Annotated in this window: 24 protein-coding genes; 11 read left to right on the top strand and 13 right to left on the bottom strand. The window is 47.5% G+C overall.

What is annotated here, in order from left to right:
• Nucleotide 1: 1 nt before the first annotated feature.
• On the bottom strand, nucleotides 2–742 hold the full coding sequence (locus tag CAG64_RS21700) for a 5-oxoprolinase subunit PxpA (RefSeq protein ID WP_021705319.1): 741 nt from the start codon (nucleotides 740–742) through the stop codon (nucleotides 2–4).
• Between the two features lie 462 nt (nucleotides 743–1,204).
• On the opposite strand from CAG64_RS21700, the gene CAG64_RS21695 reads away from it, so the two are divergent.
• Nucleotides 1,205–3,067 (top strand): diguanylate cyclase domain-containing protein, encoded by a 1,863-nt coding sequence (locus CAG64_RS21695; protein ID WP_237668139.1) that lies wholly within the window; start codon nucleotides 1,205–1,207, stop codon nucleotides 3,065–3,067.
• Between the two features lie 62 nt (nucleotides 3,068–3,129).
• Nucleotides 3,130–4,146, top strand: coding sequence for a UDP-glucose 4-epimerase GalE (gene galE / locus CAG64_RS21690; protein WP_161457388.1), 1,017 nt, complete (start codon nucleotides 3,130–3,132; stop codon nucleotides 4,144–4,146).
• Between the two features lie 44 nt (nucleotides 4,147–4,190).
• Here the strand turns inward: galE and CAG64_RS21685 are convergent, their stop codons facing one another.
• The 6 genes from CAG64_RS21685 to napF form a co-directional block, all read right to left on the bottom strand.
• Entirely contained in the window at nucleotides 4,191–4,325 is a 135-nt protein-coding gene (locus CAG64_RS21685; protein WP_021705316.1) for a TIGR02808 family protein, read from the bottom strand.
• Nucleotides 4,326–4,336: 11 nt separating this feature from the next.
• A complete protein-coding gene (locus tag CAG64_RS21680) occupies nucleotides 4,337–4,912 on the bottom strand; it encodes a NapC/NirT family cytochrome c (RefSeq protein WP_021705315.1) in 576 nt (191 codons plus the stop codon).
• Nucleotides 4,913–4,940: 28 nt separating this feature from the next.
• A complete protein-coding gene (locus CAG64_RS21675) occupies nucleotides 4,941–5,396 on the bottom strand; it encodes a nitrate reductase cytochrome c-type subunit (protein ID WP_161453792.1) in 456 nt (151 codons plus the stop codon).
• Nucleotides 5,397–5,470: 74 nt separating this feature from the next.
• Nucleotides 5,471–7,960, bottom strand: coding sequence for a periplasmic nitrate reductase subunit alpha (napA, locus tag CAG64_RS21670; RefSeq protein WP_021705313.1), 2,490 nt, complete (start codon nucleotides 7,958–7,960; stop codon nucleotides 5,471–5,473).
• Nucleotides 7,957–8,262, bottom strand: a complete 306-nt coding sequence (locus tag CAG64_RS21665) for a chaperone NapD (protein WP_161457387.1) — start codon at nucleotides 8,260–8,262, stop codon at nucleotides 7,957–7,959. Before CAG64_RS21665 ends, napA begins: the two co-directional genes overlap by 4 nt.
• A gap of 18 nt (nucleotides 8,263–8,280) precedes the next feature.
• Nucleotides 8,281–8,763 (bottom strand): ferredoxin-type protein NapF, encoded by a 483-nt coding sequence (gene napF, locus CAG64_RS21660; protein WP_161489106.1) that lies wholly within the window; start codon nucleotides 8,761–8,763, stop codon nucleotides 8,281–8,283.
• Nucleotides 8,764–9,009: 246 nt separating this feature from the next.
• Between napF and narQ the strand changes: the two genes are divergently transcribed.
• Nucleotides 9,010–10,734, top strand: coding sequence for a nitrate/nitrite two-component system sensor histidine kinase NarQ (narQ, locus tag CAG64_RS21655; RefSeq protein ID WP_161457588.1), 1,725 nt, complete (start codon nucleotides 9,010–9,012; stop codon nucleotides 10,732–10,734).
• Nucleotides 10,721–11,353: a response regulator gene (locus tag CAG64_RS21650; RefSeq protein WP_021705309.1), complete on the top strand. Its 633-nt coding sequence runs from the start codon at nucleotides 10,721–10,723 to the stop codon at nucleotides 11,351–11,353. Before narQ ends, CAG64_RS21650 begins: the two co-directional genes overlap by 14 nt.
• 66 nt (nucleotides 11,354–11,419) lie before the next feature.
• Here CAG64_RS21650 and dcuC read toward each other — a convergent pair whose 3' ends face one another.
• From dcuC to CAG64_RS21630, 4 genes are all read right to left on the bottom strand, one after another.
• The gene (gene dcuC / locus CAG64_RS21645; protein ID WP_021705308.1) at nucleotides 11,420–12,787 is read right to left on the bottom strand and encodes an anaerobic C4-dicarboxylate transporter DcuC; all 1,368 of its coding nucleotides are present in this window, start codon (nucleotides 12,785–12,787) and stop codon (nucleotides 11,420–11,422) included.
• A gap of 290 nt (nucleotides 12,788–13,077) precedes the next feature.
• The gene (locus tag CAG64_RS21640) at nucleotides 13,078–13,869 is read right to left on the bottom strand and encodes an EAL domain-containing protein (protein ID WP_021705307.1); all 792 of its coding nucleotides are present in this window, start codon (nucleotides 13,867–13,869) and stop codon (nucleotides 13,078–13,080) included.
• A 295-nt stretch (nucleotides 13,870–14,164) separates the two neighbouring features.
• Nucleotides 14,165–14,953: a lipase family protein gene (locus CAG64_RS21635; protein ID WP_161452330.1), complete on the bottom strand. Its 789-nt coding sequence runs from the start codon at nucleotides 14,951–14,953 to the stop codon at nucleotides 14,165–14,167.
• Nucleotides 14,954–15,020: 67 nt separating this feature from the next.
• The gene (locus CAG64_RS21630) at nucleotides 15,021–15,656 is read right to left on the bottom strand and encodes a hypothetical protein (protein ID WP_021705305.1); all 636 of its coding nucleotides are present in this window, start codon (nucleotides 15,654–15,656) and stop codon (nucleotides 15,021–15,023) included.
• 244 nt (nucleotides 15,657–15,900) lie between these two features.
• Here CAG64_RS21630 and CAG64_RS21625 point away from each other — a divergent pair, with 244 nt between their 5' ends.
• From CAG64_RS21625 to CAG64_RS21615, 3 genes are all read left to right on the top strand, one after another.
• The gene (locus CAG64_RS21625; RefSeq protein WP_040902561.1) at nucleotides 15,901–16,149 is read left to right on the top strand and encodes a DUF2164 domain-containing protein; all 249 of its coding nucleotides are present in this window, start codon (nucleotides 15,901–15,903) and stop codon (nucleotides 16,147–16,149) included.
• Nucleotides 16,150–16,425: 276 nt separating this feature from the next.
• Nucleotides 16,426–16,965 (top strand): cytochrome b, encoded by a 540-nt coding sequence (locus CAG64_RS21620; protein ID WP_021705303.1) that lies wholly within the window; start codon nucleotides 16,426–16,428, stop codon nucleotides 16,963–16,965.
• Nucleotides 16,962–17,531, top strand: coding sequence for a YceI family protein (locus CAG64_RS21615; RefSeq protein ID WP_161452329.1), 570 nt, complete (start codon nucleotides 16,962–16,964; stop codon nucleotides 17,529–17,531). The genes CAG64_RS21620 and CAG64_RS21615 overlap by 4 nt, the downstream gene beginning before the upstream one ends.
• Nucleotides 17,532–17,610: 79 nt before the next feature.
• Here the strand turns inward: CAG64_RS21615 and focA are convergent, their stop codons facing one another.
• Nucleotides 17,611–19,062: a formate transporter FocA gene (gene focA, locus CAG64_RS21610; RefSeq protein WP_161457589.1), complete on the bottom strand. Its 1,452-nt coding sequence runs from the start codon at nucleotides 19,060–19,062 to the stop codon at nucleotides 17,611–17,613.
• Nucleotides 19,063–19,285: 223 nt separating this feature from the next.
• On the opposite strand from focA, the gene CAG64_RS21605 reads away from it, so the two are divergent.
• Nucleotides 19,286–20,191, top strand: a complete 906-nt coding sequence (locus tag CAG64_RS21605) for a LysR substrate-binding domain-containing protein (RefSeq protein WP_161488263.1) — start codon at nucleotides 19,286–19,288, stop codon at nucleotides 20,189–20,191.
• Between the two features lie 266 nt (nucleotides 20,192–20,457).
• Entirely contained in the window at nucleotides 20,458–20,952 is a 495-nt protein-coding gene (locus CAG64_RS21600) for a DUF1097 domain-containing protein (RefSeq protein WP_021705299.1), read from the top strand.
• A gap of 108 nt (nucleotides 20,953–21,060) precedes the next feature.
• Here the strand turns inward: CAG64_RS21600 and CAG64_RS21595 are convergent, their stop codons facing one another.
• Complete coding sequence (locus CAG64_RS21595) at nucleotides 21,061–22,692, bottom strand: ATP-dependent endonuclease (RefSeq protein WP_161454447.1); 1,632 nt, start codon at nucleotides 22,690–22,692, stop codon at nucleotides 21,061–21,063.
• A gap of 299 nt (nucleotides 22,693–22,991) precedes the next feature.
• Here CAG64_RS21595 and CAG64_RS21590 point away from each other — a divergent pair, with 299 nt between their 5' ends.
• The gene (locus CAG64_RS21590; RefSeq protein WP_161488262.1) at nucleotides 22,992–24,728 is read left to right on the top strand and encodes a bifunctional metallophosphatase/5'-nucleotidase; all 1,737 of its coding nucleotides are present in this window, start codon (nucleotides 22,992–22,994) and stop codon (nucleotides 24,726–24,728) included.
• Nucleotides 24,729–25,223: 495 nt separating this feature from the next.
• A complete protein-coding gene (locus CAG64_RS21585; protein ID WP_161488261.1) occupies nucleotides 25,224–26,183 on the top strand; it encodes a TerC/Alx family metal homeostasis membrane protein in 960 nt (319 codons plus the stop codon).
• The last annotated feature ends 190 nt before the right edge of the window (nucleotides 26,184–26,373 follow it).

Genomic DNA, 26,373 nt, shown 5'->3' with positions numbered 1-26,373 from the left:
GTTACTCCTCTAGGGCCTGACGAATTTTGGCAATCAGTCCGGCTGATGATTCGTTATCGCCGTGCACGCAAATGGTGTCGGCTTCTATCGGGACGACAAAACCATCTTTACTGGTGACTTTCGCGTAACGTGCGATCTGACGTACCTGATTTATGATGTCTTCTTCGCGTGTTAGCACTGCGCCGCTTTCTGAGCGAGGGCACAATGAGCCATTACCCAGGTAGGCTCTATCAGCAAACGCTTCGAATAATAAAGGCACTTCGTATTTGTCCGCGATGTCAAAAAACGCCTGACTGTCAGAGGTCGCCAGGATCATCAGTGGGACATTAAAGCATGACACGGCATCCACGACGGCTTCAAAAATAGCCAGATCTTTCATCATGTCATGGTAGAGCGCGCCATGTGGCTTCACATAGCTGACTTCGGTGTTCTTACTTTCACACAACGCTTTCAGTGCGCCAATCTGATAAATCAGCATCTCACTTAACTCGTTGGTCGGGTAGCTAATGGATCGACGGCCAAAGCCCTGCAGATCCGGATATCCAGGGTGTGCACCGACTTGTACGCCATGTCGGATCGCGAGGTCGATTGTTTGGCTCATTACATGTGGGTCTGAAGCGTGAAAGCCGCAGGCAATGTTGGCCATGTCAATCCAGGGCATGACTTTGTCATCACAGCCCATTTTCCAGGGGCCAAAACTTTCGCCCATATCGCAGTTCAGGGTCAGCGTGGATTTAGTCATTGATGTTCACCATCATAAATCTGGTCCAAAGGGTGATCTGTTTCATTATTCAATCGGTTTATTAAGCGTAAGGTATGCTTTTTCTATAATTTGATACTATTCAATGAAATAATAGCTCAGTTTCATGATGCTCAACACATACGAGTGTTGAGAATCTCATGTCGTTGCAGCAATGGAAATGGCTTGCAAACCAAATTGAGAACAGTACGACAAGTTTGCTGTCATCATTTAATTCTGCCGTAAACGGCAGGGCCGCGGCGTCAGGCAAAATAAAGAATCAATAATTTACGATTGAAAATGGAAGTTTAATCGGGCGAGGTTTGCCTGCTAAGTGTCTGCCAGACACGCCCGGGGGCCTTTAAAACAACAATGAAGTTACTCAACCAACTCTCGCTCAGGAACAAATTGGTTCTTCCAATTATCGTTTTTACAGGAGTGATTTTTTTCGCGTCTCAAGTTTATATGTTCAGATTGAGCCTCCAGCGCGAAGAGACCAATCTTATCGAGCGAGTGACCGTCCTGGCTGGTGGCATTGCGCATAATCTGCATACCTCTTTATATTCAGAAGACAGCTTGGCAGCTCAGTTAGCCCTGTCCGCGTTCAATGCCGACCCAGACGTACTGGGCGTAAAGCTGTTTACTCGCTCTGGGCAACTGTTTGCCAGCTACGTCAGTCCAGGTTTCAAGTTTAGCCAAGAAGATGAACGGCAATTGTCCGGCCTAACCAGTGGTATTCATATCGGCCAAAATTGCATCTATTCAGCTATTCAAATTCAGTGGGGAGAAAAGAGCATCGCGGTCTTGAAAATGGCCATATCTAAGGATTCCCTGAAGCTGCTCTATCGAACGGCTGTGGAAAACAGTGTGCTGTTTTTGACCTTGATGATTGTCGCGAGTGTCGTGCTCTACTTGACAGTACAAAAATACATTGTGCATCCAGTCTTTGCGCTGAATCGCGCCATGGGGGACTTCATTGATAATCGCAGTCGTCGAATTATGTTGTACCCAGAGTCAAACGACCAGATCGGTGAGCTGTTCACGGCGTTCAACACCATGGTGGAAAGATTAGGTCAGCACGAAAAACGCGTGACGTTTGCGTTGGATAAACTGGAAGTGGAAAAAGCGTTTGCCAATGAAGTAATCGAGACCGTTCAACACGCCTTATTGGTTGTTAATCGCAAGGGGGAAATCGTTCACCACAATGCAGCGAGTCGTGAAGTCTTCAGTTGTACCGATGATGTCATCCAGAACGCCTGTCTGATGGATCTGTTTCGGGTTCCGGATTGCAGCTTGTTCGATGATGCTTTGAATTGTGGCAAAACCTTTGATGATGAACTGGTGTGGGTGACTGATCTGCTGTCTCGGAAAATCTTACTTCAGGTGTCGTGTCGGGTACTTTCCCGATCGGAGCAGATGCTGTTTGCGATTCAGGATGTCACTGAGGAAGAAGCGCACCGCGCTCGGCAGAGGCTGGCGGCTGGCGTGTTTGAAAACAGTCACGACGGATTGATGGTGCTGGATCATGATGGTGTCATCACCATGGTGAATCCGGCCTTCAGTCGTATGTTGGGATACCATCAAAACACTGTTCTGGGCAAGCCTCCCGGCGAGGTGATGGACTGGCATCAACTGACCTCTTTGATGCCAACCATAACGGATGCTGCGTTTGAATACGGCCTGTGGCAAGGGGAGATCTGGGAAAAGCACATCGATGGTCGCCTGATCCCCATGTTTGTCAAAGTGAATCTGATTCAAAATCATGAAAGCAGCTCCGCGTATGATTTAGTGTTTATCTTTTCTGATCTGTCGAGCACCAAAGAGATGGAACGGCTGGAGTATCTCGCGCATCATGACTCTCTGACCGGGTTGGGGAATCGTGCTCAGTTGTGCCGGATTGTCGATGAGCTGCTGGCGAATTTCTCCGAGCACCAAGGATTTGGTGTTCTGTATTTGGACCTGGATGGCTTTAAAGCGGTCAACGATACTTTTGGTCATGATGCGGGGGATGCGGTATTAAAGCAGATCTCCGAACGGTTGTTGTCTCAAGTGCGTGCGCACGACCTCGTCTCTCGCTTATCGGGCGATGAGTTTGTCATTATTGTGAATCATACTGACCGGGAAAACACCATCAAGCTGGCCAAACGTTTATTGCAGCTGTTTCGTGAGCCCGTTGTGTACCAAGGCCAAACTTTACATGTAGGGTCAAGCGTAGGGGTGTATTATGTGGAGCATGGTAATGAGACGTTGGATAGCATTCTGAAGAAAGCCGATGCCGCCATGTATCGGGCCAAAATGCAGGGCAAAGGTCGATTGGTTTTGGCCTGATGCGTTGCATACAGTAAGAAAACCTCTAAAATACCTTTCAAATTCGTCAGTTGGAAAACAGAATGAAAGTACTAGTGACAGGTGGTATGGGTTACATCGGTAGCCATACCTGCATTCAGATGATTGAAGCGGGAATGACTCCGGTCATTTTGGACAATCTGTACAATAGTAAAGCCAGTGTACTGCCGCGTATCGGTGCAGAAGCGGGAGTGACTCCAAAATTCGTTCAGGGTGATATTCGTGATAAAGCGCTGTTAGTCGAAGTCTTAAAAGCACACGCGATTGAGGCCGTGATCCACTTTGCCGGGCTCAAAGCGGTGGGTGAGTCGGTTGAAAAACCACTGGAGTATTACGATAACAATGTGAATGGGACGCTGGTTCTGGTGAATGCTATGCGCGAAGCCGGTGTGAAATCCCTGGTGTTCAGTTCATCTGCCACGGTATACGGCGATCCGGCAACAGTGCCGATCACGGAAGATTTCCCGACCAGCGCGACCAATCCTTACGGGCGCAGCAAATTGATGGTAGAGGAGTGTCTGACGGATTTCCAACAGGCGAATCCGGATTGGAGCATTACTTTACTGCGTTATTTCAACCCAGTGGGCTCACATCCAAGCGGTCATCTGGGAGAGGATCCTCAGGGGATCCCAAATAACCTGATGCCGTTTGTTTCTCAGGTCGCCGTCGGGCGCAGAGAATGCTTATCTGTGTTTGGTAGTGACTATCCAACCAAAGACGGTACCGGTGTGCGTGACTACATTCATGTAATGGATCTGGCCGATGGCCACGTAGCGGCTCTGCAACGTGTCGGTGATAAGGCAGGGCTACACACCTATAACCTGGGTACAGGTAACGGTTATAGTGTTCTGGAGATGGTTCACGCGTTCGAACAGGCTTCAGGTAAGCCGGTTCCGTATCAACTGACGGATCGCCGTCCGGGAGACATCGCAGAATGTTGGGCCGACCCGGCTAAAGCAGAAGCCGAATTGGGCTGGAAAGCGACACGCTCTCTGGACGAGATGACACAAGACACCTGGCGCTGGCAGTCGCAAAACCCGCAGGGCTACCCAGACAAATAACACGCACAAAAAAGCCACCTCAACGGTGGCTTTTTTATTCTGACTCAGGATTCTTTGTCTTTCCACATGGAGAGCAGCCAGATACAAATCACAGCGACGGCGGCAAAGCCACTAAGGATGATCACAGGCATTGCGCTGTAACCGAGAACGTGCCAGATAACTGATTCTAATGTACTCATTCAGGTTCTCCTTATTCCCAGCCTTCAACGCCATGCATGTCTGGTAAGTTGTGTGCGATACCTTTATGGCAGTCTACACAGGTCTTTTCACCAGATGCCAGAGCGGTTGAGTGTTGTTTGGCGCTACGTGAACTCTGTTCGGAGAAATCCATGTACTCGAACTGGTGACAGTTGCGACATTCAAGAGAATCGTTCTTTTTCAGTCTTGCCCATTCACGTTCTGCGAGATGAGCACGGCGTGCCTTGAATTTCTCAGGAGTATCAATGGTACCAATGGCCCATGCGAACAGTTCTTTAGATGCCTGAACTTTACGTACGATCTTATCTGTCCATTCATGCGGCACGTGGCAATCAGAACAAATCGCACGTACGCCGGAACGGTTCGAGTAGTGAATAGTTTCCTGTATCTCTGCCACAATCGGTGCGTGACAGCCAGAACAGAATTCTTCGGTGTTGGTCGCTTCCATTCCGGTGTTGAACGCGCCCCAGAACAGAAGACCACCAGCAAACCCCATGAAAAGCACAATACCAACGGCAGCTTTACTCGGGCTTGTCAGTCTCTTCCAAAACGCTTTAAGTAGTTTCATAAATCGCCTCTTTTAGTCGATGCCTGAGTTAGCGAAGCGAATCAACGCGTTCATATTCATTTTTGACCAGAGGTTTTGCATCTGCCTGAGGTACGTGACACTGAAGACAGAAGTAGCGGCGAGGTGACACGTCGGCCAGCACCGCATCTTCACGGTTAACGAAGTGGGTCACACTGATCTTGGTTGCGCCCATTTCACTCGCATTCTTCCAGCTGTGACATGAAAGGCACTTATTCGCATTCAGTGATACTTCATAGTTGCGAATGTTGTGTGGAATCAACGGTGGCTGGTAAACGTAATCACTTTCCAGTGCTTGCTCACGAGGGTATTTCTTCATCGCGTCTGCGGGACGAGTCTCTTCCAGTAAGGAAGTTCCTCTTAGTGATGCGACTCCGCCCACGCCGCCGGGGTTATCCAACTCGGCTTGTGCAATACCGGTGATCACAGCGCCTACAGATATCAGTGCAACAAGTAGTTTTTTCATTTTTGATTCTCCGCCTGATGGCTCAATTCTTTAACCAGGCTGCTTTCGCAGCCTGTACATTCAAAGAGTGGGGGTTAAGCCACTTTGGTGATTTTGACCGGACACTTCTTAAAGTCGGTTTGCTTCGATAGTGGATCCGTTGCGTCAAGAATCAATTTGTTAATCAGAATGCGTGCGTCAAAGAACGGCACAAAGACAAGGCCTTTAGGTGGTTTGTTGCGCCCACGAGTTTCAACCCGAGCCCGCACTTCACCCCGTTTATTCGATATCAGAACTTCATCGCCGCGGCGCAGGCCGCGTGCAACGGCGTCGTCGTGGTGCATAAAGCAGACTGCGTCAGGGAAGGCTTTGTACAATTCGGGAACACGACGAGTCATGGTGCCGGTATGCCAGTGTTCAAGCACACGGCCAGTACATAACCACAGGTCGTATTCTGCATCAGGCACTTCCGGCGGCGCTTCGTATGGTGCGGAGATAATCCAGGCTTTACCATCCGGTTTGCCGTAAAAGTCCCAATCGCTGCCTTTTTTCGCGTATGGGTCGGAACCTTCTTTAAATCGCCACTTGGTCTCCTTACCATCCACCACAGGCCAGCGTAGGCCGCGCACTTGATGGTAACGGTCGTAAGGAGCCAGATCGTGACCATGGCCACGCCCAAAGGTGGCGTATTCCTCAAACAGGCCTTTTTGCACGTAGAACCCAAAATGGTGTGCGTCATCGTTTAATTCGCGTGCTTCCTCAATAGGGAAGGCATCCACCTGACCATTGCGGTAGAGTACGTCGTACATGGTTTTTCCGCGATACTCCGGTTTCTTGGCCAGTAATTCTTCAGGCCACACTTCTTCTATCTTAAAGCGCTTAGCGAACTCCATGAGCTGCCAAAGATCCGATTTTGCGTCACCAATGGTCTCGACTTGCTGATACCAGGCTTGGGTACGACGCTCAGCGTTACCGTAGGCACCTTCTTTTTCTACCCACATCGCCGTCGGCAGAATCAAATCCGCAGCCTGAGCCGTTGCGGTCGGATACGGATCCGAAACCACGATAAAGTTATCGGGATGACGGTAACCAGGTAAACGCTCCGTATTGATGTTCGGGCCTGCTTGCAGGTTGTTATTACACTGAACCCAGTAACAGTTCAGGACGCCATCGTTGAGCATGCGGTCCTGTAATACGGCATGGAATCCCGGTTTCGGCGGGATAGTGCCTTCCGGCAATTTCCAAATCTTTTCGGCAATTTCACGGTGTTTCGGGTTGGCGACAACCATATCCGCTGGCAGACGGTGTGCGAACGTTCCGACTTCACGGGCAGTACCACATGCTGACGGCTGACCAGTCAGTGAGAATGGACTATTACCCGGAGTAGCGATTTTTCCGGTGAGCAGATGCAGGTTATACACCAGGCTTTGCATCCAGACACCGCGAGTGTGCTGGTTCATGCCCATTGTCCACAGTGACATTACTTTGGTGTCAGGATCGGCGTACTGTTTGGCCAAAGCGATCAGTTTGTCTGTCGACACGCCAGACATTTCAGACGCTTTTTCTGCGGTATAGGGAGCTACTGACTTTTTGTATTCCTCAAAGGACATGTCAAACATGTCGCCCGAGTTCGGGTGTTTTGCTTTTTGCTGTAGCGGGTCGTTATCGCGCAGTCCGTAACCGATGTCGGTTTGAGCCTGTTTGAAATGGGTATGTTTGTTGACAAAGTCCCAGTTAACCGCATCGTTTTGAATGATGTAGTTGGCAATAAAGTTAGCGATCGCCAGGTCAGACTGTGGATGGAAAATGTAGCCATGGTCCGCTAACTCAAACGAACGGTGGTAATAGGTAGATAGAACGTTGACACGAACGTGCGGGTAGCTCAGACGACGGTCAGTGATTCGTGTCCACAGGACCGGGTGCATCTCAGCCATGTTTGAACCCCACAGCACGAATGCATCTGCGTTTTCGAAGTCGTCGTAGCAGCCCATGGGTTCATCAATACCGAATGTACGCATAAAGCCAACCACGGCAGAGGCCATACAGTGACGAGCGTTAGGGTCGATATTATTCGAACGAAAGCCCGCTTTCATTAATTTCGATGCCGCGTAACCCTCCATCACGGTCCACTGACCAGAACCGAACATACCAACACTCGTTGGGCCTTTTTTCTTCAGGGACGCTTTCCATTTTTCAGCCATAACATCAAAAGCGGTATCCCAGGACACGGGCTCGAAATCACCGTCTTTACTGTACTTGCCATCCTTCATGCGAAGGAGTGGCTGAGTCAGTCGATCTTGCCCGTACATGATTTTCGATAGGAAGTAACCTTTGATACAGTTCAGGCCTTTATTGACGGGCGCTTCAGGGTCCCCTTGTGTTGCCACAACACGGCCGTTTTGAGTACCGACCAAAACAGAGCAGCCGGTACCGCAGAATCGACAAGGCGCTTTGTCCCAATGGATCTTTGTTTGGTCGGAGCTTGCAATCAGGTTGGTCGCGGAAGCTGGCAGTGTAATGCCTGCCACGGCCGCTGCCGAAGCGGCTGCGTTTGCTTTCACAAACGCACGTCTTGTCATTTTCATACTTCACCCTCAATTTGGGAAATTTGCGTTCCAGTGTCAGAATCCGTGTCGTTCAGGTCGGTTTCAATCTGGTGATAAACCAGCACCGCGCTCAGGACGTTTGGTAAGTTGTTAATGGCATCTATCGTGTCAGTGACAAAACCCTGGTTTTCGGTTTCTAACACCACGACAATTTTGCCTTCCGGGCTGTCGCCATAAATCTCTGCGTTTTCAAACGCCGCGATTTGTGTTTTGACGGTTTCCAGGTCTTCCGGTAGGGCATGGACCACTAAGCTTGAAATGTGCACTTCATTTAGTGACATAAATTGCTCTCGTATTTTTTATAAAATATTGCTCACATTGATTGCTGAAGTCGGGCAGACAGAGACGCACGCGCCACAACCATTACATTCAGACAGATCCAATATCGGCTGTGACACCCGGCCGATTTCAGGTTTAAACTTGATAGCCATGGGATCGCAGAGATCGCCACAGCTCCGACAATCGACATTTTGTTTTGCCAGACACTGCTCTGTGATGGTGGCTTTTGCATTCCAAGGCTGTACATCTTTGGCATTAAACAGGGGGTCAGGACATGCTTCGGCACACTGATAACAAAATGTGCATTCGCCGAAGGTGAAATCCACGCTGGGGTAACCACCATCGCCAATCTTGATGATTTGAGTTTCACAAGCACTTACGCATTTTCCGCAGCGTGTACAGCCGTCTACAAACACCTGATTATCAATTAACCAAGGGAGGCGAAGCGTCTGCTCGTTGATGTCTCTGCGTGAAAAAAAGCGTCTTTTTGAAAGATCGACCACTAATCCACCTGCGATAGAGAAACTTAACTAAAGTCTAGTTCACATTTCTCATTAACAAATTGTCATTTATCCATACACAAATTGTAGTTTTTGCCATATTCGTATAAATACCCCCTAAGAGGTAATTAGGATGCAATGTTGTTTTGGATCAATAAATTCCGGAGAGAGTGATCACATATTGTGCCCATATTTACTTAGGAATATGGTAAATAATAAGTCGAAGTGTTCGTGGAGTAGAGGTGTGGCTTGAGAGGTCAAGTACAAAAGTCGGTAACCAGTACTATAGCAAAGGCCATGCTGTTGATTCTGCTGCTGTCCGTTGCGACAACCAGCTTTGCAATTATTACCTTGGCTTCGAGCCTGAATGATGCCGAAGCGGTGAACGTGGCCGGCTCTATGCGGATGCAAAGCTATCGTCTGGCTCATGATATACAGAGTCAATCTGATAACTATCAGTACCATATTTTCCAGTTCGAGCGTTCGATCTATTCCAGTTCGATGAAAGCCTTACAGAAGTGGTATGTTCCCGACGACATCACTCAGGATTATTATCGACTGATCGTTCGTTGGCACGAATTGAAAGCTGTGCTGGATGGCGATGGCCGGGATCAGTATCTTGTTCTGGTTGCGGGTTTTGTCACTCAGATCGATGCTTTTGTCTTCAAACTTCAAGAATATTCAGAGCAAAAGCTGATCAATCTGGCGTGGGTGGGTGGCCTTGGATTAGGGGCAGTGTTGTTGGTCAGCATTTTTGTTGTTGATTTCATCCGCAGTGAAATAGTGAGCCCGTTGAAATCATTGGTCGCGGCCAGTGAACAGATCCAATCACGCTCGTTTGATGTTTCGCTGGATGAATCGAGCAGTAATGAAATGGGCATTCTGGCTCGAACGTTTAACCGAATGGCCGCAGAGCTGGGTAAGTTATACCGTGGCCTCGAGCAAGCGGTGAATGAGAAAACGCACAAGTTACAACACGCCAACCAGTCTCTGAAAGTATTGTACAACTCATCACAAGAATTGACGGCGGCACGCATCAGCGTCGACAACTTTCAGGCAATATTGCGTCATATTGTCAGCATTGAAGGTATCACCGGGGTCAGAATTGAAATTGAAGAACCCGGAGAGAAAAATCTGATCCTGGAAGAAGGCGCTTTTTATGGTGAGAACGTCGAGCAGAAGGCGTTGTCTTTAGACGAACATCATTTAGGAACCTTGCAATGGGAATACGGGCTGCCCTGTCCGGACAAAGCGTTGATTGATAACTTCGTCCAGATCTTATCCCGCGCGGTGTATTACAATCACGCACAGCGTCAGGCCGAACAGCTGTTGCTAATGGAAGAGCGGGCGACGATTGCAAGGGAGTTACACGACTCTCTGGCGCAATCATTGTCGTATCTCAAAATCCAGGTTGCTCTACTGAAAAAAGTGATCAACAAACTGCCGCACAGCGAATTTACGCCGAAAACAACGCTGGTTATCGGCGAGTTAGATACCGGTTTGTCTTCTGCGTATACCCAGCTCCGCGAGCTCTTAACGACGTTTCGCCTGACTATAAAAGAAGGTACATTCGGCCAGGCATTGCAAGAGATGCTTGAGCAGTTAAACGAACAGACCAGCGCTCAGATCCAACTGACGAATGAACTGTCTTCGGTCGATTTGGATGTACACCATCAGGTGCACCTTCTACAACTGATTCGTGAAGCCACAATCAATGCCATTAAACATGCGAATGCCTCCTGCATTCAAGTGAGGTGTTCAGCGTTGGGTGACGTTGTCACGGTATCAGTGAAAGATGACGGTGTTGGCATGAGCGAGCACAATGAAAAAATTAACCACTACGGCATGAGCATCATGCAAGAGCGTGCGAACCGGCTTAATGGTGAGCTGAAAGTCCACTCTTCGCCAGATCAGGGTTGTGAAGTCGTATTAACTTATCAACGTTCAAAGGAAGCAAAGTTTGACAGTGTGTAACGTAATGTTGGTTGATGATCACCCGCTGATGCGTCGTGGGATCAAACAATTACTCGAATTTGAAGACGACTTCAGTGTCGTGGCTGAAGCCAGTAACGGGGCGGATGCAATTGCACTGGCTCATGAGGTTGAACCTGAGTTGATATTGCTTGACCTTAATATGAAAGGGATGTCTGGCCTGGATACGCTTAAAGCGCTCAGAGCGGATGGCTCTGATGCGAGTATCGTGATCCTGACGGTCTCTGACAGTCCCGCGGATATTGAAGCTCTGGTTAAAGCCGGAGCAGATGGCTATTTACTCAAAGACACCGAGCCCGATGAACTGATTGAACTGCTTATACAGGCGGTTGGGGGCGATAAAGCCTACAGTCAGGAAGTTGCCAGATACCTGAGTGACAGCGAAGGCCGCGAAGATATTTTTGACTCGTTGACCGAGCGTGAGACTCAGATCCTGCAAGAAGTCGCACGTGGATACCGAAATAAACAAATTGCAGATCGCCTTTTCATATCGGAATCGACCGTGAAAGTACACATGAAGAGTTTGCTCAAAAAGCTACGGGTTCCTTCTCGTACTGCGGCGACGGTGCTGTATCTGGAACGTTATGGTGACGTGAAGTAAACATCGGATAGAAACAGAAAAGGCGCTCAATGAGCGCCTTTGTTTTTTTGTTTGTTGTTACGTGATTTAGACGTACATCGGTACGAGAACCATAGTACCGATAATCACAGTGGCCAGTCCGCACAATACTGGTACAGAAGTACGTTTCACGACCTCAAACGGGCTGACCTGACCCATACCGGACGTGGCAACCACAACACCGGACACGGGGGAAATGGTTCGGCCCAGATTCGAAGCTTGCAGCATTGGAATAATCAAAAAAGCAGGGTTCAGGCCCATTTTGGCCGCCAGCGATGGTGCCAGTTCGACAAATGCGTAAAAAGGAGCATTACCCGATCCAGTGGCGATGGCTGCGGCCACCGTCAGGGCTGTGAGGATCAGCATCAGAGCCACTCCACCAGCGCCGGCGGTTTCGGCCAGATGAAGCAAGTTGTCAATAGCTCCGATAGACATCAGGCCTTGTGCAAACACCCCGGCGGCTACTAACAGCATGACCACACCTTTGAAGGCATCCGCCATACCCTGATAGCAAGATTCCAGGTCGTCGAGGGTTTTTTGTCCATCAAAACGTTTGGTGACAAAGTCGACTAGCGCACCAATGAAAATCGACAAAACGACGATGGTATAGATGTCAAGATAGAGGCCTTTGATAGTCTCCCCATTAAAGACGAACACGCCAATAATAGGAAGAAAAGGCAGAGCCGCATAGTAGGCTGGTGCATTGACTTCAATTTCAGAGACATCAATGCGCTCCATTAGTGAATTGTCTTTTTTGTCCAGATACTGGTTCCAAAAGAACGCCGCAATAGCCATCACGATGATGGCGCAAATGGAGACAGGCAATACGGTTTCCACGGCAAAAACATGCAGAGCCAGACCGGATTTCTCCGCTGCGATAACTACATCACCTGATGTCGGCGATAAGATGATTGCCGCCGGTGAGGCGCACACGGCCACAGCCGCAGGACGGGAAATGCCCATTGCAGTCATCATTGGGAACAGAGTCGCCATCAAAAGCACACCGAGACCCGTCGCAGAGCTGACGGCCAGGGACATTAAACAAGCCACGATATAGGCAGCAACAAGCAGGATATATGGAGATTTGATGACCGACAATGGTTTCGAAAACTGCTTCACCACCACGTTGTTGGCGCCGATATGGGTCATGTAAGACGCGAAACCGCACAGTAACATGATCTGCATGCCTAAACCGCCACCACGGTATTGGAGCATATATTTCACGTACTCCAGTGAATCGGTCAGCATGTTGCCCGTAGACTGAATGGAGTCAGGTAAAACGGTATGGCCGATAATTCCGGTAAGAATAAGCAGTAATACACCAGCGGTTAGCAGGACACCGGCAGGCTTATAGCCTTTCACGATGAAGTAGCCGACAGCCACAGTCACTACTAATCCAATCAAGAGCTCCAGCATAGATATCTCCGTTAGATTCTGAAAATGATAAATAAAATGTTTCAAACTGTGACTCGAAATGTACAGAAAAGCGTTTTGTAGCACGAGAGCTACTTAAACTTGTCATGATCTAAAACAAGAAATTAACCAATGTGTTAACACTCAGAAGTGAAGATGATTCAATGAGGTAGGGGAAATGTTAATGATGATTTAAGTGTCAATAAAAAAGTGCTAAGTTGATCAAAATGACACAACGCCCAGACTGAACGAAGAGGCAGAGTAAAACAGGCGTTTTTACTATTTAGATATTATTAACCGACGTGCTGGAGCCCTTGAACGATGGCTTGTGGTTCAGCCAGGTAGTAGCCTTGCAACATGTCGATATTCAGGCCTCGCATGGCGTTGAACTGCGCTTCTGTTTCAATGCCCTCTACCACGATCTTCGCGCCTTTATTGCGGATGGTGGTCAACGCGTTTAACAATGGAGATTGTGTTCCGTTCACGTAATCTTGCATCAGGCTGCGATCTAGCTTAACGATCTGTGGGTTTAACAGATTGAGTCGATACTCGTTGGACTCTTCGACGCCGTAATCGTCGATTGCAATATTAAATCCATACTCATGCATACGCTGAAGGGCGTTTTGTAGCAGATCGTCCGATTCAGATTTTGCTTCGATGATTTCCATCACAATGTTGCTGGCATCGATTTGGAGTTCTTTTAGCCGCTTAGCCAGAAGAGTGCACTCAATGTCGGTATACGCATATCGCTCGCTGGCTGCGGGAAGCATATTAATAAACAGGGCGACATTTCTATACGTCGAGAGGCTATAGTTGCGAATGTGCACGACACGAGAAAGGCATTCCAGATTGATTTTGTCTTCCGTGTTGGTTTCTTCGCCAAGAAAAATCGTGTCTGGCATCATGCACTCGCCAGTCAGCGTGTGGATTCTTGCCAGCGCTTCGACGCCGACAACATTTAAATGTTTATCGAAGATCGGTTGAAACACGCTAGACACACGCAGTCCATTGTATATCGCGTAAAACTGTCCCTGAGCATCAACAAACAAGTACTGCAAAATCTGTTTTCGAGTGGCAAGTAGCATTTGACCAAATCACTAATGAGTTAAAGTTTATTCATATAAAGTCTGACGTTCGGTAACCCAGCAATTCCATTTATGGTTACGTTCATCTTACGCAAAACATTTTCTTAACGTTCACTCTTTTTGTCTTATGTTTGAGATTATAAGCAAGAGTGATGAATTTTTATCAGGTGATTGCATTGATATATGAATAACTTAATCATACAGCGAATGCCTTCATCGTGCTGCAGAGGTTTTGATGTGTTTGTAATTAAGTCTCAAAAACGAGATTTAGATCATAGTGGAATGAGGCAACACGTTACCTTTCATCAAAGAAATCTTTATTCCGGATGTATTTTGACATTAAGTGATATGAAAACGGACGAATCAGCCAGGAGCCGAGAGAGCGCCCTAGTCGTATCAGTGTTGGGGTATTTTCGTAAATCCGCCCGTTGTATAGCCAGAGAATTTTACCGACGTGCCAGTAGTAAAAAGGAAGTGGAGGGAGAAAGGTAACGATATCGAGATCGCAGCATACCCGATAAGTTTTGTGACTTAACAGATAACGTCGTTTAAAGCGCAGACCGCCAATAGCCGGTTGTCCAAAAGTAACAACCCGTTTAATTACTTTCGGGTAGTGATGCTCAATGTAGTCGGCTATCACACAACCTATTGCGCCACCGGACGAGTGCCCAGTAACAGAGACTCGCTTTCCTTGCTCAATCAACGGAGTGACAATATTCATCACTCGCTCGAAAACTGATAAACCCAAGGTGTCGTTTTTGTGCGCTGGCAAACTTTCTTGGGTCAGCAAATAGTGGAAACCAGCGTGAATGGGGTAACTCAAGCCAAAGTTTCGACAGTGCTTCTTCCACATCACCAGATTGAGTAGCCAGTCCCAAATATTATGCGAACCTTTAATGACAATAATGACTTCGTCGGATTCTTTGCTCCAGAGAACGCGAATGTAGGTTTTGCCGAATCGATTATTGATGATCCGCTGTCCGGTGGGAGAAAAGCCATAGCGGGTTTGTTTGAAGACTCGTTGGTAAGCAAGATTGCATAGGACGGCGTAGCGCTCATATTGGTAGCGTTTGAGCTTTTTCACTTAACCTACCTGAATTTATCGACTTAGGCTTAAGTGTCACACCGTCACATGAAAGATTGATGACAAATCAGTTCCATTGAATCACGGCGTAAAGTTGGATGTATTTACGCACGAGTTGTTGATTGTTGGAACGTTTCAAAGGATGAGAAAATTTAATGTAGTAGGGGCTAAGCGCGTATTGCGCTTCAAGCATCTGTGACAGCAGTGAGTCACTCTCGTACAGGCTGATTCCTTGTGCGTTGTAGTCGTCCAGTTCATCCGGCAGTTGTCCTGTCCACCAATGCAGAAGTTCTCGGCTCTGTTTACTGCGGCTGATCCAATGATCGGAAAGCAGCAGCAATAAATCGTTGGGTTGAATGGCGTAACCGTATTCCTGCTGCCATAAACCAATTTGCTTCATTAATTTGTGTCGACAGCCGTTTCCAGCACTGACCAGATGAGAGGTCAGGACCCAGACGGTGCCGGCATCTGAGCTGACGCGGTAATGGTGGGGAAGATCGTTGTTCTGATGAATGTCCATTGGTGCGTATTCGCAACCGTGACCAAACTCATGGAGCGTACGAGAAAGGCGTCTGGCAAAGGCAAGCCCCAAGTGATGTTCACTCATTCCACCGTTATGTATGGTTGGGTAATGTTTTTCGCACAACGCCATACAGTCAGCCTGAAACTCGTTCACACTTTGAATCAGCACATCCAGTAGCAACGCATATCTCCTCGAAATGAGCACAATGCTCAATATCAGCAAAGCGTACCATAAAAATTTCAAACCACTCGTCTAAATTTCGCAACTTCATGATCTTTCCCGTTATTTACATCACGAATTTTTGTTATTCAAACCCGCTTATGTCCAAGTTGCTGACTGAAAACTGTTAGGATTGAGTCAGTTGATCACTTAGCCGATAGGCGAAAAATAGAGAGCCTGCGTTACACATTAAGAGAGAATGAGCATGTCTGAGATTGAATTTACCCACGAACAAAAACAAGCCATGGCAGAAGCACTGCAACGCTTCCTTGAATCCGAGTGCGACACTGAACTGGGACAGTTCGATGCGCTTTTTCTGGTGGACTTTATCAACAAAGAACTGGCGCCAGCGTTTTATAACAAGGGCGTTTCGGATGCGAAGAGTGCTCTGGAACGTAGAATGTTGGACATCAGCGATGACTTTTATTCGATCGAGAAAGATTCGAAGTATTAACCATGATGTAACGCTTTGTTACATGTTTGACTGCGGTTTTTTCTTAGATGAGAGACAAAAACAATAGTGATTAACTTGTTAATATTATTGGCCTTTCGTTGATTTATCTAGGCTTGTCACAAGTGAGCGAAAAGTTGTTCGAAATATTTGAATAACTTATTCAGGTTACTAATATTCCCACATTGTAAATATTGGTAAATACTGTGTTACGCCAATGAGATAAATCGCTATGATAGACATTCTCATTCGGCGCTGGGCACATTTTGGAAACTAAAAATGAGTACAGAAGTTAAAAACTATAACGCGATGGTACGGGCAATCCACTGGATATCAGCGGCCGTCATCATTGGTATGTTTGCTGTTGGTTTGTGGATGGTTGATCTGACTTACTACAGTCAATGGTACAAAACTGCACCTCACTGGCATAAGTCGGTTGGTATCATATTAGCGGCGGTCACAATTTTCCGGATCGTCTGGAAGCATGTAACTTTGTCTCCAAAGGTGGAGGGCAAAGCTTACGAGGTTATCCTGGCTAAGCTGGCCCACAGTGCGATTTATTTATTGCTGCTGGTTATCTTTATTTCTGGCTATCTGATCTCGACAGAAGATGGTCGCGGAATCGATGTATTTAACTGGTTTACCGTCCCAGGAGCGGGGGCGTTTTTTGAAGGTCAGGCAGATACTGCCGGTACCATTCATTATTACGCTGCCTGGGCTCTGATTTTACTGGCCGCGCTGCATGCTGTCGCGGCACTCAAACATCACTTTATTGATAAAGACAACACGCTACGCAAAATGATAGGAGCTTCGAAATGAAAAAAACGTTAATTGCTACCGGATTGGCTATGGCTGTTGCACTGCCTTTTGGTGCAAGCGCAGCGGATTATGTAATTGATTCAAAGGGCGCTCACGCGTCGGTTAACTTTAAAGTCAGCCATCTTGGCTACAGCTTTATCAAAGGTCGTTTTAACAAGTTTGAAGGCGATTTTTCTTACGATCCAGCGAATATTGCAGCCTCTAAAGTCAATGTAACGGTCGACACCAGCAGCCTGGATTCTAATCATGCTGAGCGTGATAAACACATCCGTAGCTCAGACTTTATTGATGCAGGTAAATTCCCATCAGCAACATTCACCAGCACGAAAGTGGTTGATAAAGGTGATGGCAACTTAGATGTTATGGGTGATCTGACTCTGCATGGTCAAACAAAACCAATCACAATCAATGCACACTTTGTGGGGGCAGGTAAAGATCCATGGGGCGGTGAGCGTGCAGGCTTTTACGGCACCACCCGTCTTGAACTGGCAGATTTCAATATTGCAGTAATGGGTGATTCGAGCTACGTAGACATGGAACTGCATGTGGAAGGCGTGAAACAATAACGCATTTTGCTTTGTCAAGTAGCCCCCGCATTGCGGGGGCTTTTTTGGTTAAGCGACTTATTTCCCAACCAAAAATCGGTTAAGCCAGTTCGAGTTTGGTTTCACTTTGGTGCTGAATTCGTTCGCCATAAACGGGTCGTAGTGCGGCCAATACATGCTCACGGGTCACCACGCCAACAAACTCACCATCGTCCAGCACAGGCAGCAACTGCGGTTTACTGACTTTCATCGCTTTAGCTCGCTCTTCCAACGATAATGATGTCAAGCGAGTGGCGATGCCCATACTGCTTGTCGGGTATAACTGCTCTTTGTCGATGCACATGAATTCCACAACATCGACCAGGCGGTCATTTGCACTGACTGCAATCACATCTCGCGACATCAGGTCGACAACTTTCTGGTCTTTTTGTGGGATGTAATCCTGGCACCACAGATCAACCATGACATCGTGTGCTGAAAAGAAGCCGACTAATCGTCCTTGCACGTCACATACTGGCGCGCTGGTTAAATGCGTATCGAGCAGGCTATCAATCGCTTCTGGTACCGGCATGTCTGCGCTCAGCGTGATAGGGTGGATGTTCATGATGTCACGGACTGAAACTTCTGAGCTCATAATGGTTTCCTTTTCTGATGTGATAGTCGTGGTCGTGCTGATAGGTGTGATGGTCGCGGACTTTAATTGCGGTCGTCGATAAATACTCCAGTTGGCTAAGCCGACTAAAACCGCGCCCCCTACGATGTTTCCAAACGTCACCGGGATAAGATTGGCGGTAATAAAGTTCGCTACGGTTAAATCCTGAAACTGCATTGCTTCAAGGCCCAGTTGCGCCCAGAAACTTTCAGGTGCAAAGGCATGAATGGTAATGCCAAGTGGGATCATGAACATATTGGCGACACAGTGTTCAAAACCACTGGAGACAAACATTGCCACTGGCATAATGGTCATCGCCGCTTTTGTCATTGCGTTAGCCGAGCTGAAGGTCAGCCATATTGCCAGACACACCAACAGGTTACATAAGACGCCAAGAAAAAAGGCTTCCAGAGTGGTGTGGTGCAATTTGTGCTGGGCAATATTGAGCGCATTCAGACCCCATTGACCATGATCCATCTGATACAACCCGGCACCTGAGACGATAAACAGCAGCGCCATTGCACCGATGAAGTTTCCCAGATAGACCTTACCCCAGATAGACAGCATTTTGCGCAGGCTAATCTGCTTGTTGGCCCAGGAAATCGAGGAGAGGACGGAACTGGTAAACAATTCACCGCCACAAATGACAATCAGTATCAAGCCCATGCTGAATGCCAGCCCGCCAACCAGACGAGTCAGCCCCCAGCCAGCGTTCCCACTGCCTGTCGTCACCGTGATATAGAAAAGAAACGCCAGGCCGATAAAAGCACCGGCCATCACCGCTAAACTCAGCGTCATACCACTGGTTTTTTTTGCCTTGCTGATCGCGAATTTTTCTGCTTCAGCCATCATCTCTGATGGAGAAAACAACTGGATGTTATTGGATTGGGTGGTCGACATACGCACTCCCTAATCTATTTTTCATTATTACCTCCTTTTCAAACAAGACATTATGTCCGCTTGCCAGAGCAGATTAGGATGGGAAGCGATAGAGGTAAAATTGATAATGTTTAAAAACCTTATCAAAATTATTGATATAGGTGGTTTTCACTTTACAATGAAACCGCTTGCTCATGATCAGGCATGATAACAAGGTCAAATCACCAACGGAAAAGGATGGACAGTGCGGTACTCATTAAAACAACTTGCAGTATTTGATGCCGTCGCAGATACAGGCAGCGTCAGCCAAGCCGCAGACAAGCTTGCACTGACACAATCGGCGACCAGTATGTCGCTTGCCCAACTGGAAAAAATGCTCGGACGGCCCCTGTTCGAACGTCAGGGCAAACAAATGGCGCTGACGCATTGGGGGATGTGGCTACGGCCTAAAGCTAAACGATTATTACAAGACGCCCAGCAGATCGAAATGGGGTTCTACGAGCAGCACTTACTCAGTGGTGAAATTCGTCTGGGCGCCAGCCAGACACCAGCGGAACATCTGGTGCCTGACCTCATCAGTATTATTGATAATGATTTTCCTGAAATGCGCATTTCTCTCGAAGTGAAAAGCACCAATGGTGTGATTCAGGGGGTATTGGACTACAAATACGCTCTCGGCGTGATAGAAGGGCGATGCGATGATAATCGCCTCCATCAAATGGTGTGGTGTCGCGACCATCTTACGGTTGTCGCATCTGCGCATCACCCGTTTGCCAAACGAGAAACGGTCAGTCTGGCACAGCTCGAGCAAGCCAAATGGGTGTTGCGTGAGCATGGTTCTGGTACGCGCAAAGTCTTTGACAGCTCAATCCATCATTTGATTGAAGATTTGGATGTCTGGCGTGAATACGAGCACGTACCGGTGCTGCGCTCTCTGGTTGCCAACGGCCCCTATCTGACCTGTTTGCCTTATCTGGATGTAGCCAAATTTATTCACAGTGGCCAACTGGTCGCGCTTAACGTTCCTGAGCTGGATATGGAACGAACCCTGTCGTTCATTTGGCGCTCGGACATGGCTGAAAACCCGTTAGCTGAATGCATCAAACGGGAAGGTTTAAGAATGATGAAAGGGCAGCCTACAGTGTTGTAAGTTGGGGGTAATAACCACCGCGTATCCATTCATCAACAAAATTGATGGAAGCCATTTGCAATTCATGTCATGGATTCGAATACGATATTTATAACGATAAATGTTGAATAAACGTTTGCGTAGACATAATGATGAAAACCTATGTCCGAATTGAATGCTAATTGTGATCTTTGTCAGGAAAGTTGTTCGATTTGGTTTTAATATTCTCGCTTGATTCACTGATGTTGCACAGGCCTGATGGGGTCGTTGGCACACGCGAGGAATATATGAATACACTGGTTGCTATTTCGTTAACTACCGGAATTTTATCTGGTGTTTGGGGATGGATAGCTGTGTCATTGGGCTTACTTTCCTGGGCTGGGTTTCTGGGCTGCACCAGTTACTTTGCTACACCAAATAGTGGACTGAAAGGTTTGGGCGAAAGCCTGCTCACCAACATGACGGGGGTGTTTTGGGCAATCGTGATCATCAAATCGTCGCAGTATATCAGCCTGGAAATTCTGGGTTATGTGATTACCGCGATTGTGGCTTTCTTTATGTGTATTCAGGCTAAGCAAGCCTGGCTTGGGTATATCCCGGGCACGTTTATTGGTTCGTGTGCCACATTCGCAGCTGGCGGTGATTGGCAACTTGTGGTGCCGTCCCTGCTGCTAGGTGGCCTGTTTGGTTATCTAATGAAAGCCTCAGGATTGTGGTTACACCAGAAATCAACCCAACCTAAAGTGAGCTCAAAGGTAGTCGCTGAGACGCAATCTCAGTGAGGGCAGCTTGAGGTTAACCCCCGATTGATTTGTATCAGCACATTGCAATTATATTAGATACAGGCACTCCATGATGGAGTGCCTTTTTTTGCTCGGTGCTTGCCAACTTTAAGTGTTGCCGTTTGCCATGGTAATGACTCGTTTAAGCGTCCAGCGCAGTAAAAGTGGGATGCATTCCATGCCACGTTCTTCACAATGCGACACGATGGCCAGAGCCAGATCCGGTTTGGCGTGCTTCTTGAGCACCCGAGTGACCACTTTTTTGGCTGGGATCGGATGGTCGTGCGGGATCTTCACCATGTCTTTGAAGAAATTTTCAAATCCGTGGGCGTATAAATAATGTTCGATGTCTTTGTCCGGCAGCTCAGTCAACCGATGACGTTCCTGATCATGCCCCAGCATGTTTCTGACCGTATGCGCGTATTTTTTACCTGCCGGGTCACCGTCGGTCACCACGTGCCAGTCAATGCCAAAGGCTTTTGCGACCTTGATAAGAGATTTTAACCCGGATTGGGCAAATTCAATGATTTGTACGCCTTCTGCTGCCAGGTTGTAACCACACTGATTCGCCAGTTCGTTAAAAAGCCAGACTTCGGTTTCACCTTCAACCAATAACCAGCATCGGGCGAACAGAGCACCCGAGCGATGAAAGCGGATGTGGAATCCGATGCGGCGCAATTCGTCTTTGCCTAACCGTTGAGTGGGCAAATAAGTCGCGACGGTCTTGTCTGACTGACGAACCAGGCGCCGGATCGAATTCAAAGGCAACTGACGCAGTAAATCGGCACTGTTGGTGGTCAGAATTTTTTGCATGGGCAGAAGTTGCAGCAAACTCCAGGCGCGTGCCAGGTGAGTCGGGTGAAGCCGGCCTTCTGGGTCTTCAATAATCAATAGCGGCCGCGCGCAGCGACGCAAATCATTGGGCCCTTTGGCTTGCAGATAAGCATTCAGCAGCCCCATTAACAGCAGCCGGGTCTGCTTGTTGCGAGTTTCTTCAACAATTTTACTTAGATTGCTGTCGCTGGGCGAAGAAGTGAAGAACACACCGTCCCGTTGTTTTCTCGGGTTTTTACGACTTTGACTTTTGAAAGAGAAGTAGTGTTCAATCAATGAGTTCATCGATGCGAGACTGCTTTTCATTTCGCCTTTGTTCACGTGTCCGGGAATCGCCATTAGTCGTCGACACGTGTTATTGATGCGTTTTTCAACACGCGCGTTAACCGGGTCAGTGGAGCTGATTGGGCGATCAAAGCGGCGTGAGTCGCGCAAGCGAATCACCGGATGTAAGCTCATCAACTCTTTTGCCAGTTTGTCAGCATGGTGTAACGACTTGGGATTGCCTTTGGCATCTAGGAACGCGTAGGTGGTGGTAATGTCATACAAGTTTCTTGATGCACTGATCCGGTAGTAAATCCGGTGATTTCCATCTTGATCTTCGACCCACAATGGTTTGATTCTTCGATATCGACCGGCTTTCAACTCATGCCTGTCGCTGGCGATCAGGCTGAGTACAATTTGCAGATGCTGGGTTTGAGGATGTGAAATCGAGTAATCGACATGAAAATCCATCATCTCAAATTGATAAAGTTCGCCATCCGCTGGCAGTGCGACGGACAGGGCGTCGAGCAAGGATGACTTGCCCCAGGTGTTTTCGCCAATCAATGTCGTCAACTCATCAAACGACAATGACAGGCGACGAATGCCACGGAATCCTGAAATTTCTACTCTATCTAACTGCATACTGACATTCCTTGCTGTTCCGGGGAGCTGCGAACGAAGGCGCTGAGACGGGTGAGATGCAAAAAAAGAAGGCACGCTCGATGTCAACGTTCATTTACAGCAAGTTAGTTGCTTACTATTAAGCATAATTGAAAAAATCAATATAAGCAGATATTTAGCTCACAGAACCTTGTGATGCACGTCGGTGTTATACAGTCAGTCGTCTGCTTAAATAAATTTCTTTGCATCCTCGTTTCATAAAAGTCACGATTCTGTCATGATCGGTGCGCTAGGATGGAATGGAATAAAAGAGAAAGAATATGACACAAAAAAGCAATAAACCGGTGAGATTGACACTGGCACACATTAATGACACCCATTCCTATTTTGAACCAACGTCACTGCAGTTAGACCTGACCATCCACGGTCAACGCATTCATCCATATGTCAGTGCAGGTGGTTTTGCCCGTATCGCCACACGCGTGGGTCAGCTTCGTGATGATGCTGCGCGGATGAAACGCGGTTTCCTTTTCCTGCATGCTGGGGACTGTTTCCAGGGGACACTGTATTTTTCGCTGTTTAAAGGTAAGGCGAATGCCGACATGCTCAATGCGTTAAATATTGACGCGATGACACTGGGAAATCATGAGCTGGATATGGGAAATGAACCAGTCGCGCATTTTGTTGAACGTATCCGTTTTCCTTTTCTAGCGGGCAACTGGGATCTGAGCAACGAAAGCCCGAGTAAGGCTGCCACAATAGGTTCTCATCCGCGCGTTCACAGTTATCAACCACACACAGCAACGGCCGATTGGATAACGAAAGATATTGACGGCGAAAAGGTCGCTATTTTTGGTTTGTCCCTCGACAAAATGGTGGACATTTCTAACCCGGATTCAGATACACCTTTTGTTGATGCAACCGAAACGGCCAAAAGAACGGTTGCTGCGATCAACGCACAAGGCATCAATAAAATTATCCTTTTAAGCCATCTTGGCTACGACGCCGATTTGGCTCTGGCTGAGGTAGTGAACGGGATATCCTTGATCGTCGGTGGCCACAGTCACCGCCTTCAAGGCGATTTCAGTGACATTGGCCTTGAAAAAGACGATGAATACGGTGTTCGCATCAACGATACGTATGTTGTACAGGCCGGATATCATGCATTAAGCATCGGTCATTGCATGATTGATTTTGATGCAAGCGGGCGAGTTGCTGCATTTCACGGTCAGAACGAATTGTTGCTGGGACGTCGATTATTTTTGGACGCCAGCATGAGTGAAACCGGCGATGATGAAACGCATCATGCGGCGTGTGATTATCTTAATAACCATCCTAACGTCGTCGTGTGCAAGAAAGATAAAACCGTTCAGGGGATCCTGCTGGACAAATACATTCCACGCGTACGCAAACTGCAGCAACAAATCATTGCTACCGCGGATGACATGCTCCGGCATGTGCGGATTCCAGATGATAAAGGTCCGAGCCAGTTGGCACCTCTGGTGGCAGAATCGTTCCACTTCGCCATGAACCAGCGGGGAATGAACGTACAGTTCGCGATTCATAATGCTGGAGGGGTGCGTAACTCGCTGAATGCCGGTGACGTCTCGGTTGCCGATATTGCCGGAAAGTTACTGCCGTTTGCCGTTCCGATCGGTGTATACGAAGTTCTAGGACGTGATGTTGCCGCTGCGCTGGAAGGAGCCATCAATAATGCGACTAACAATGGTGTGGAAGGAACTGGTTCGGGTTCGTACCCTTATACGTTTAATCTGAGTTACGAGTATGATGCCAACGCTGAAGCCGGAAAACGTATTTGCAATCTAAAGCTATACTCGCCGAACGTAGGTTGGCAAGCTATTGAATATGATAAGCTTTATCGCGGCACTTCATCGGCTTATACCATGAAGGGCAAGGAAGGCTATGAAGCATTACTGAACATGAAGGGCGATGGCCTGGTCACATGCGTGTCGATGGCGGATTGTTTTATTGAGCTGTTAAGTGTAGAGCCAACCAAGCTAAACAGAAAGGACAAAACTGAGATGGTGATTAAATAACCTAGTCTGGCACGCTTGTTGCTCTGGTTAGATCGGCGTTTCATTTCATCAGGAACTGTCTGAATGACCGGAGGAAATATGTGGAGACGCGACTGGATTGACATAGCTCTGGTAGTAACATGGGTCGGTGTCTGGTCAGCCTTAGTTTATCTGGTACCAATGGGTGGTATCTGATTAACAACAATTCATCTTATCTTTGTCCTAATGAAAAAGGAGCAGGAAATCTTGCTCCTTTTTGATTTTTTCATAGACGTAAAGCCATGGGAGGATTAGAATTCGCCCTGTTTGGGGAGTAGTCGCCTCTGGTTTACTTATCGTCATCTCGTTAGACCTCTGTCTATCCGGTAAGTATAAACTTCGTCTCTTTGAGTACGTGGTTTCGACGAGACCAACGCAATCAAGGTTGATCGTGTTTGATCAGCCATTGTTGTTTGCGGACGGTTTCTGAACTCGGTTGATTACACCAACAGGATCCTTCCGCTCAAAGGAGGACTCATGACCCCAATGACCTATCTGGGCTTCGGCCTATTGACTCTCTTCCTCGTATCGCTTGACGTCTGGCAGACGCGTGGTGGAAAAATCACCATTCGCAGAGCGGTTGTCTGGAGTGTGTTCTGGTTTCTTCTGGCGTTCCTGTTTGCCGCTAGCATTTATTTGTTCTGGGATCTCTATGCGCCGGGCAGCAATTATTCAGCTGAAAAAGCCACGGTATCCTTCATTACTGGCTATCTGCTAGAGAAGTCACTCAGCGTCGACAACTTGTTTGTATTTGCGATTATTTTCCATCAATACTCTGTACCTGAATCTCTGCGTCCGCGTGCGTTGTTATGGGGTGTAGTTGGTGCACTTTGCCTGAGAGCGCTCATGATTGCCGTAGGTGCTCAGTTACTGGCTGACTATCACTGGCTTCTTTATGTGTTTGCCGCCTTCCTGATTTGGACAGGTATTCAACTGGCGATAGATAAAGGTGAGGAAGAACTCAGCCCAATGCCAGAAAAACTGATACGAAAGTTTGCCCAGGTATCCAGTGACTTTCGTGGTAATGCGCTATGGACTAAAGAGCAGGGGACGTGGATGGTAACACCGATGATGATCGTCGTCGTTGTAATAGCCTTTATGGATGTGATGTTTGCACTGGATTCCATTCCGGCGATTTTTGCAGTCACCCGCGAACCGTTCCTGGTTTTGGCGGCAAACGTATTTGCATTGTTGGGGTTGCGTTCACTGTATTTTGTATTGCAGGGGATGATGGATAAGTTTATTTATCTCAAACCGGCGTTGGCGTTCATTATGATGTTTATTGGTGTAAAGATGCTTTTGGTCGGGACTCAGTGGGAGATTCCAACCGTTCTGTCTCTGACCGTACTCTCAGTGACCATGGTGATTGCTGTGATCGCATCGGTGATCCAAGACAAACGGAATCAGGCTGAGGCAACGGCCAAACAGCAGAGGTAGATTACCTGTATTGATGGTAATTTATTAAGAGTTAACAAATTTTCTTGTAACCGTTTTGTTAACTCTTATTGGCATAAATTGTCAGGGTGAGAATTTATTAAGCGATTTCGGTTATTTTGTCATACTTATTCATGTTTTGAGGATAATAAAAAAATGCTCTGTTAATACATTGTTTCATTAGAAAAACTAA

The organism is Vibrio sp. V38_P2S17PM301 (genome assembly GCF_009904845.1).
In the GTDB taxonomy this organism is placed as follows: domain Bacteria; phylum Pseudomonadota; class Gammaproteobacteria; order Enterobacterales; family Vibrionaceae; genus Vibrio; species Vibrio proteolyticus.
This window is presented reverse-complemented; position numbering and strand designations above follow the sequence as displayed.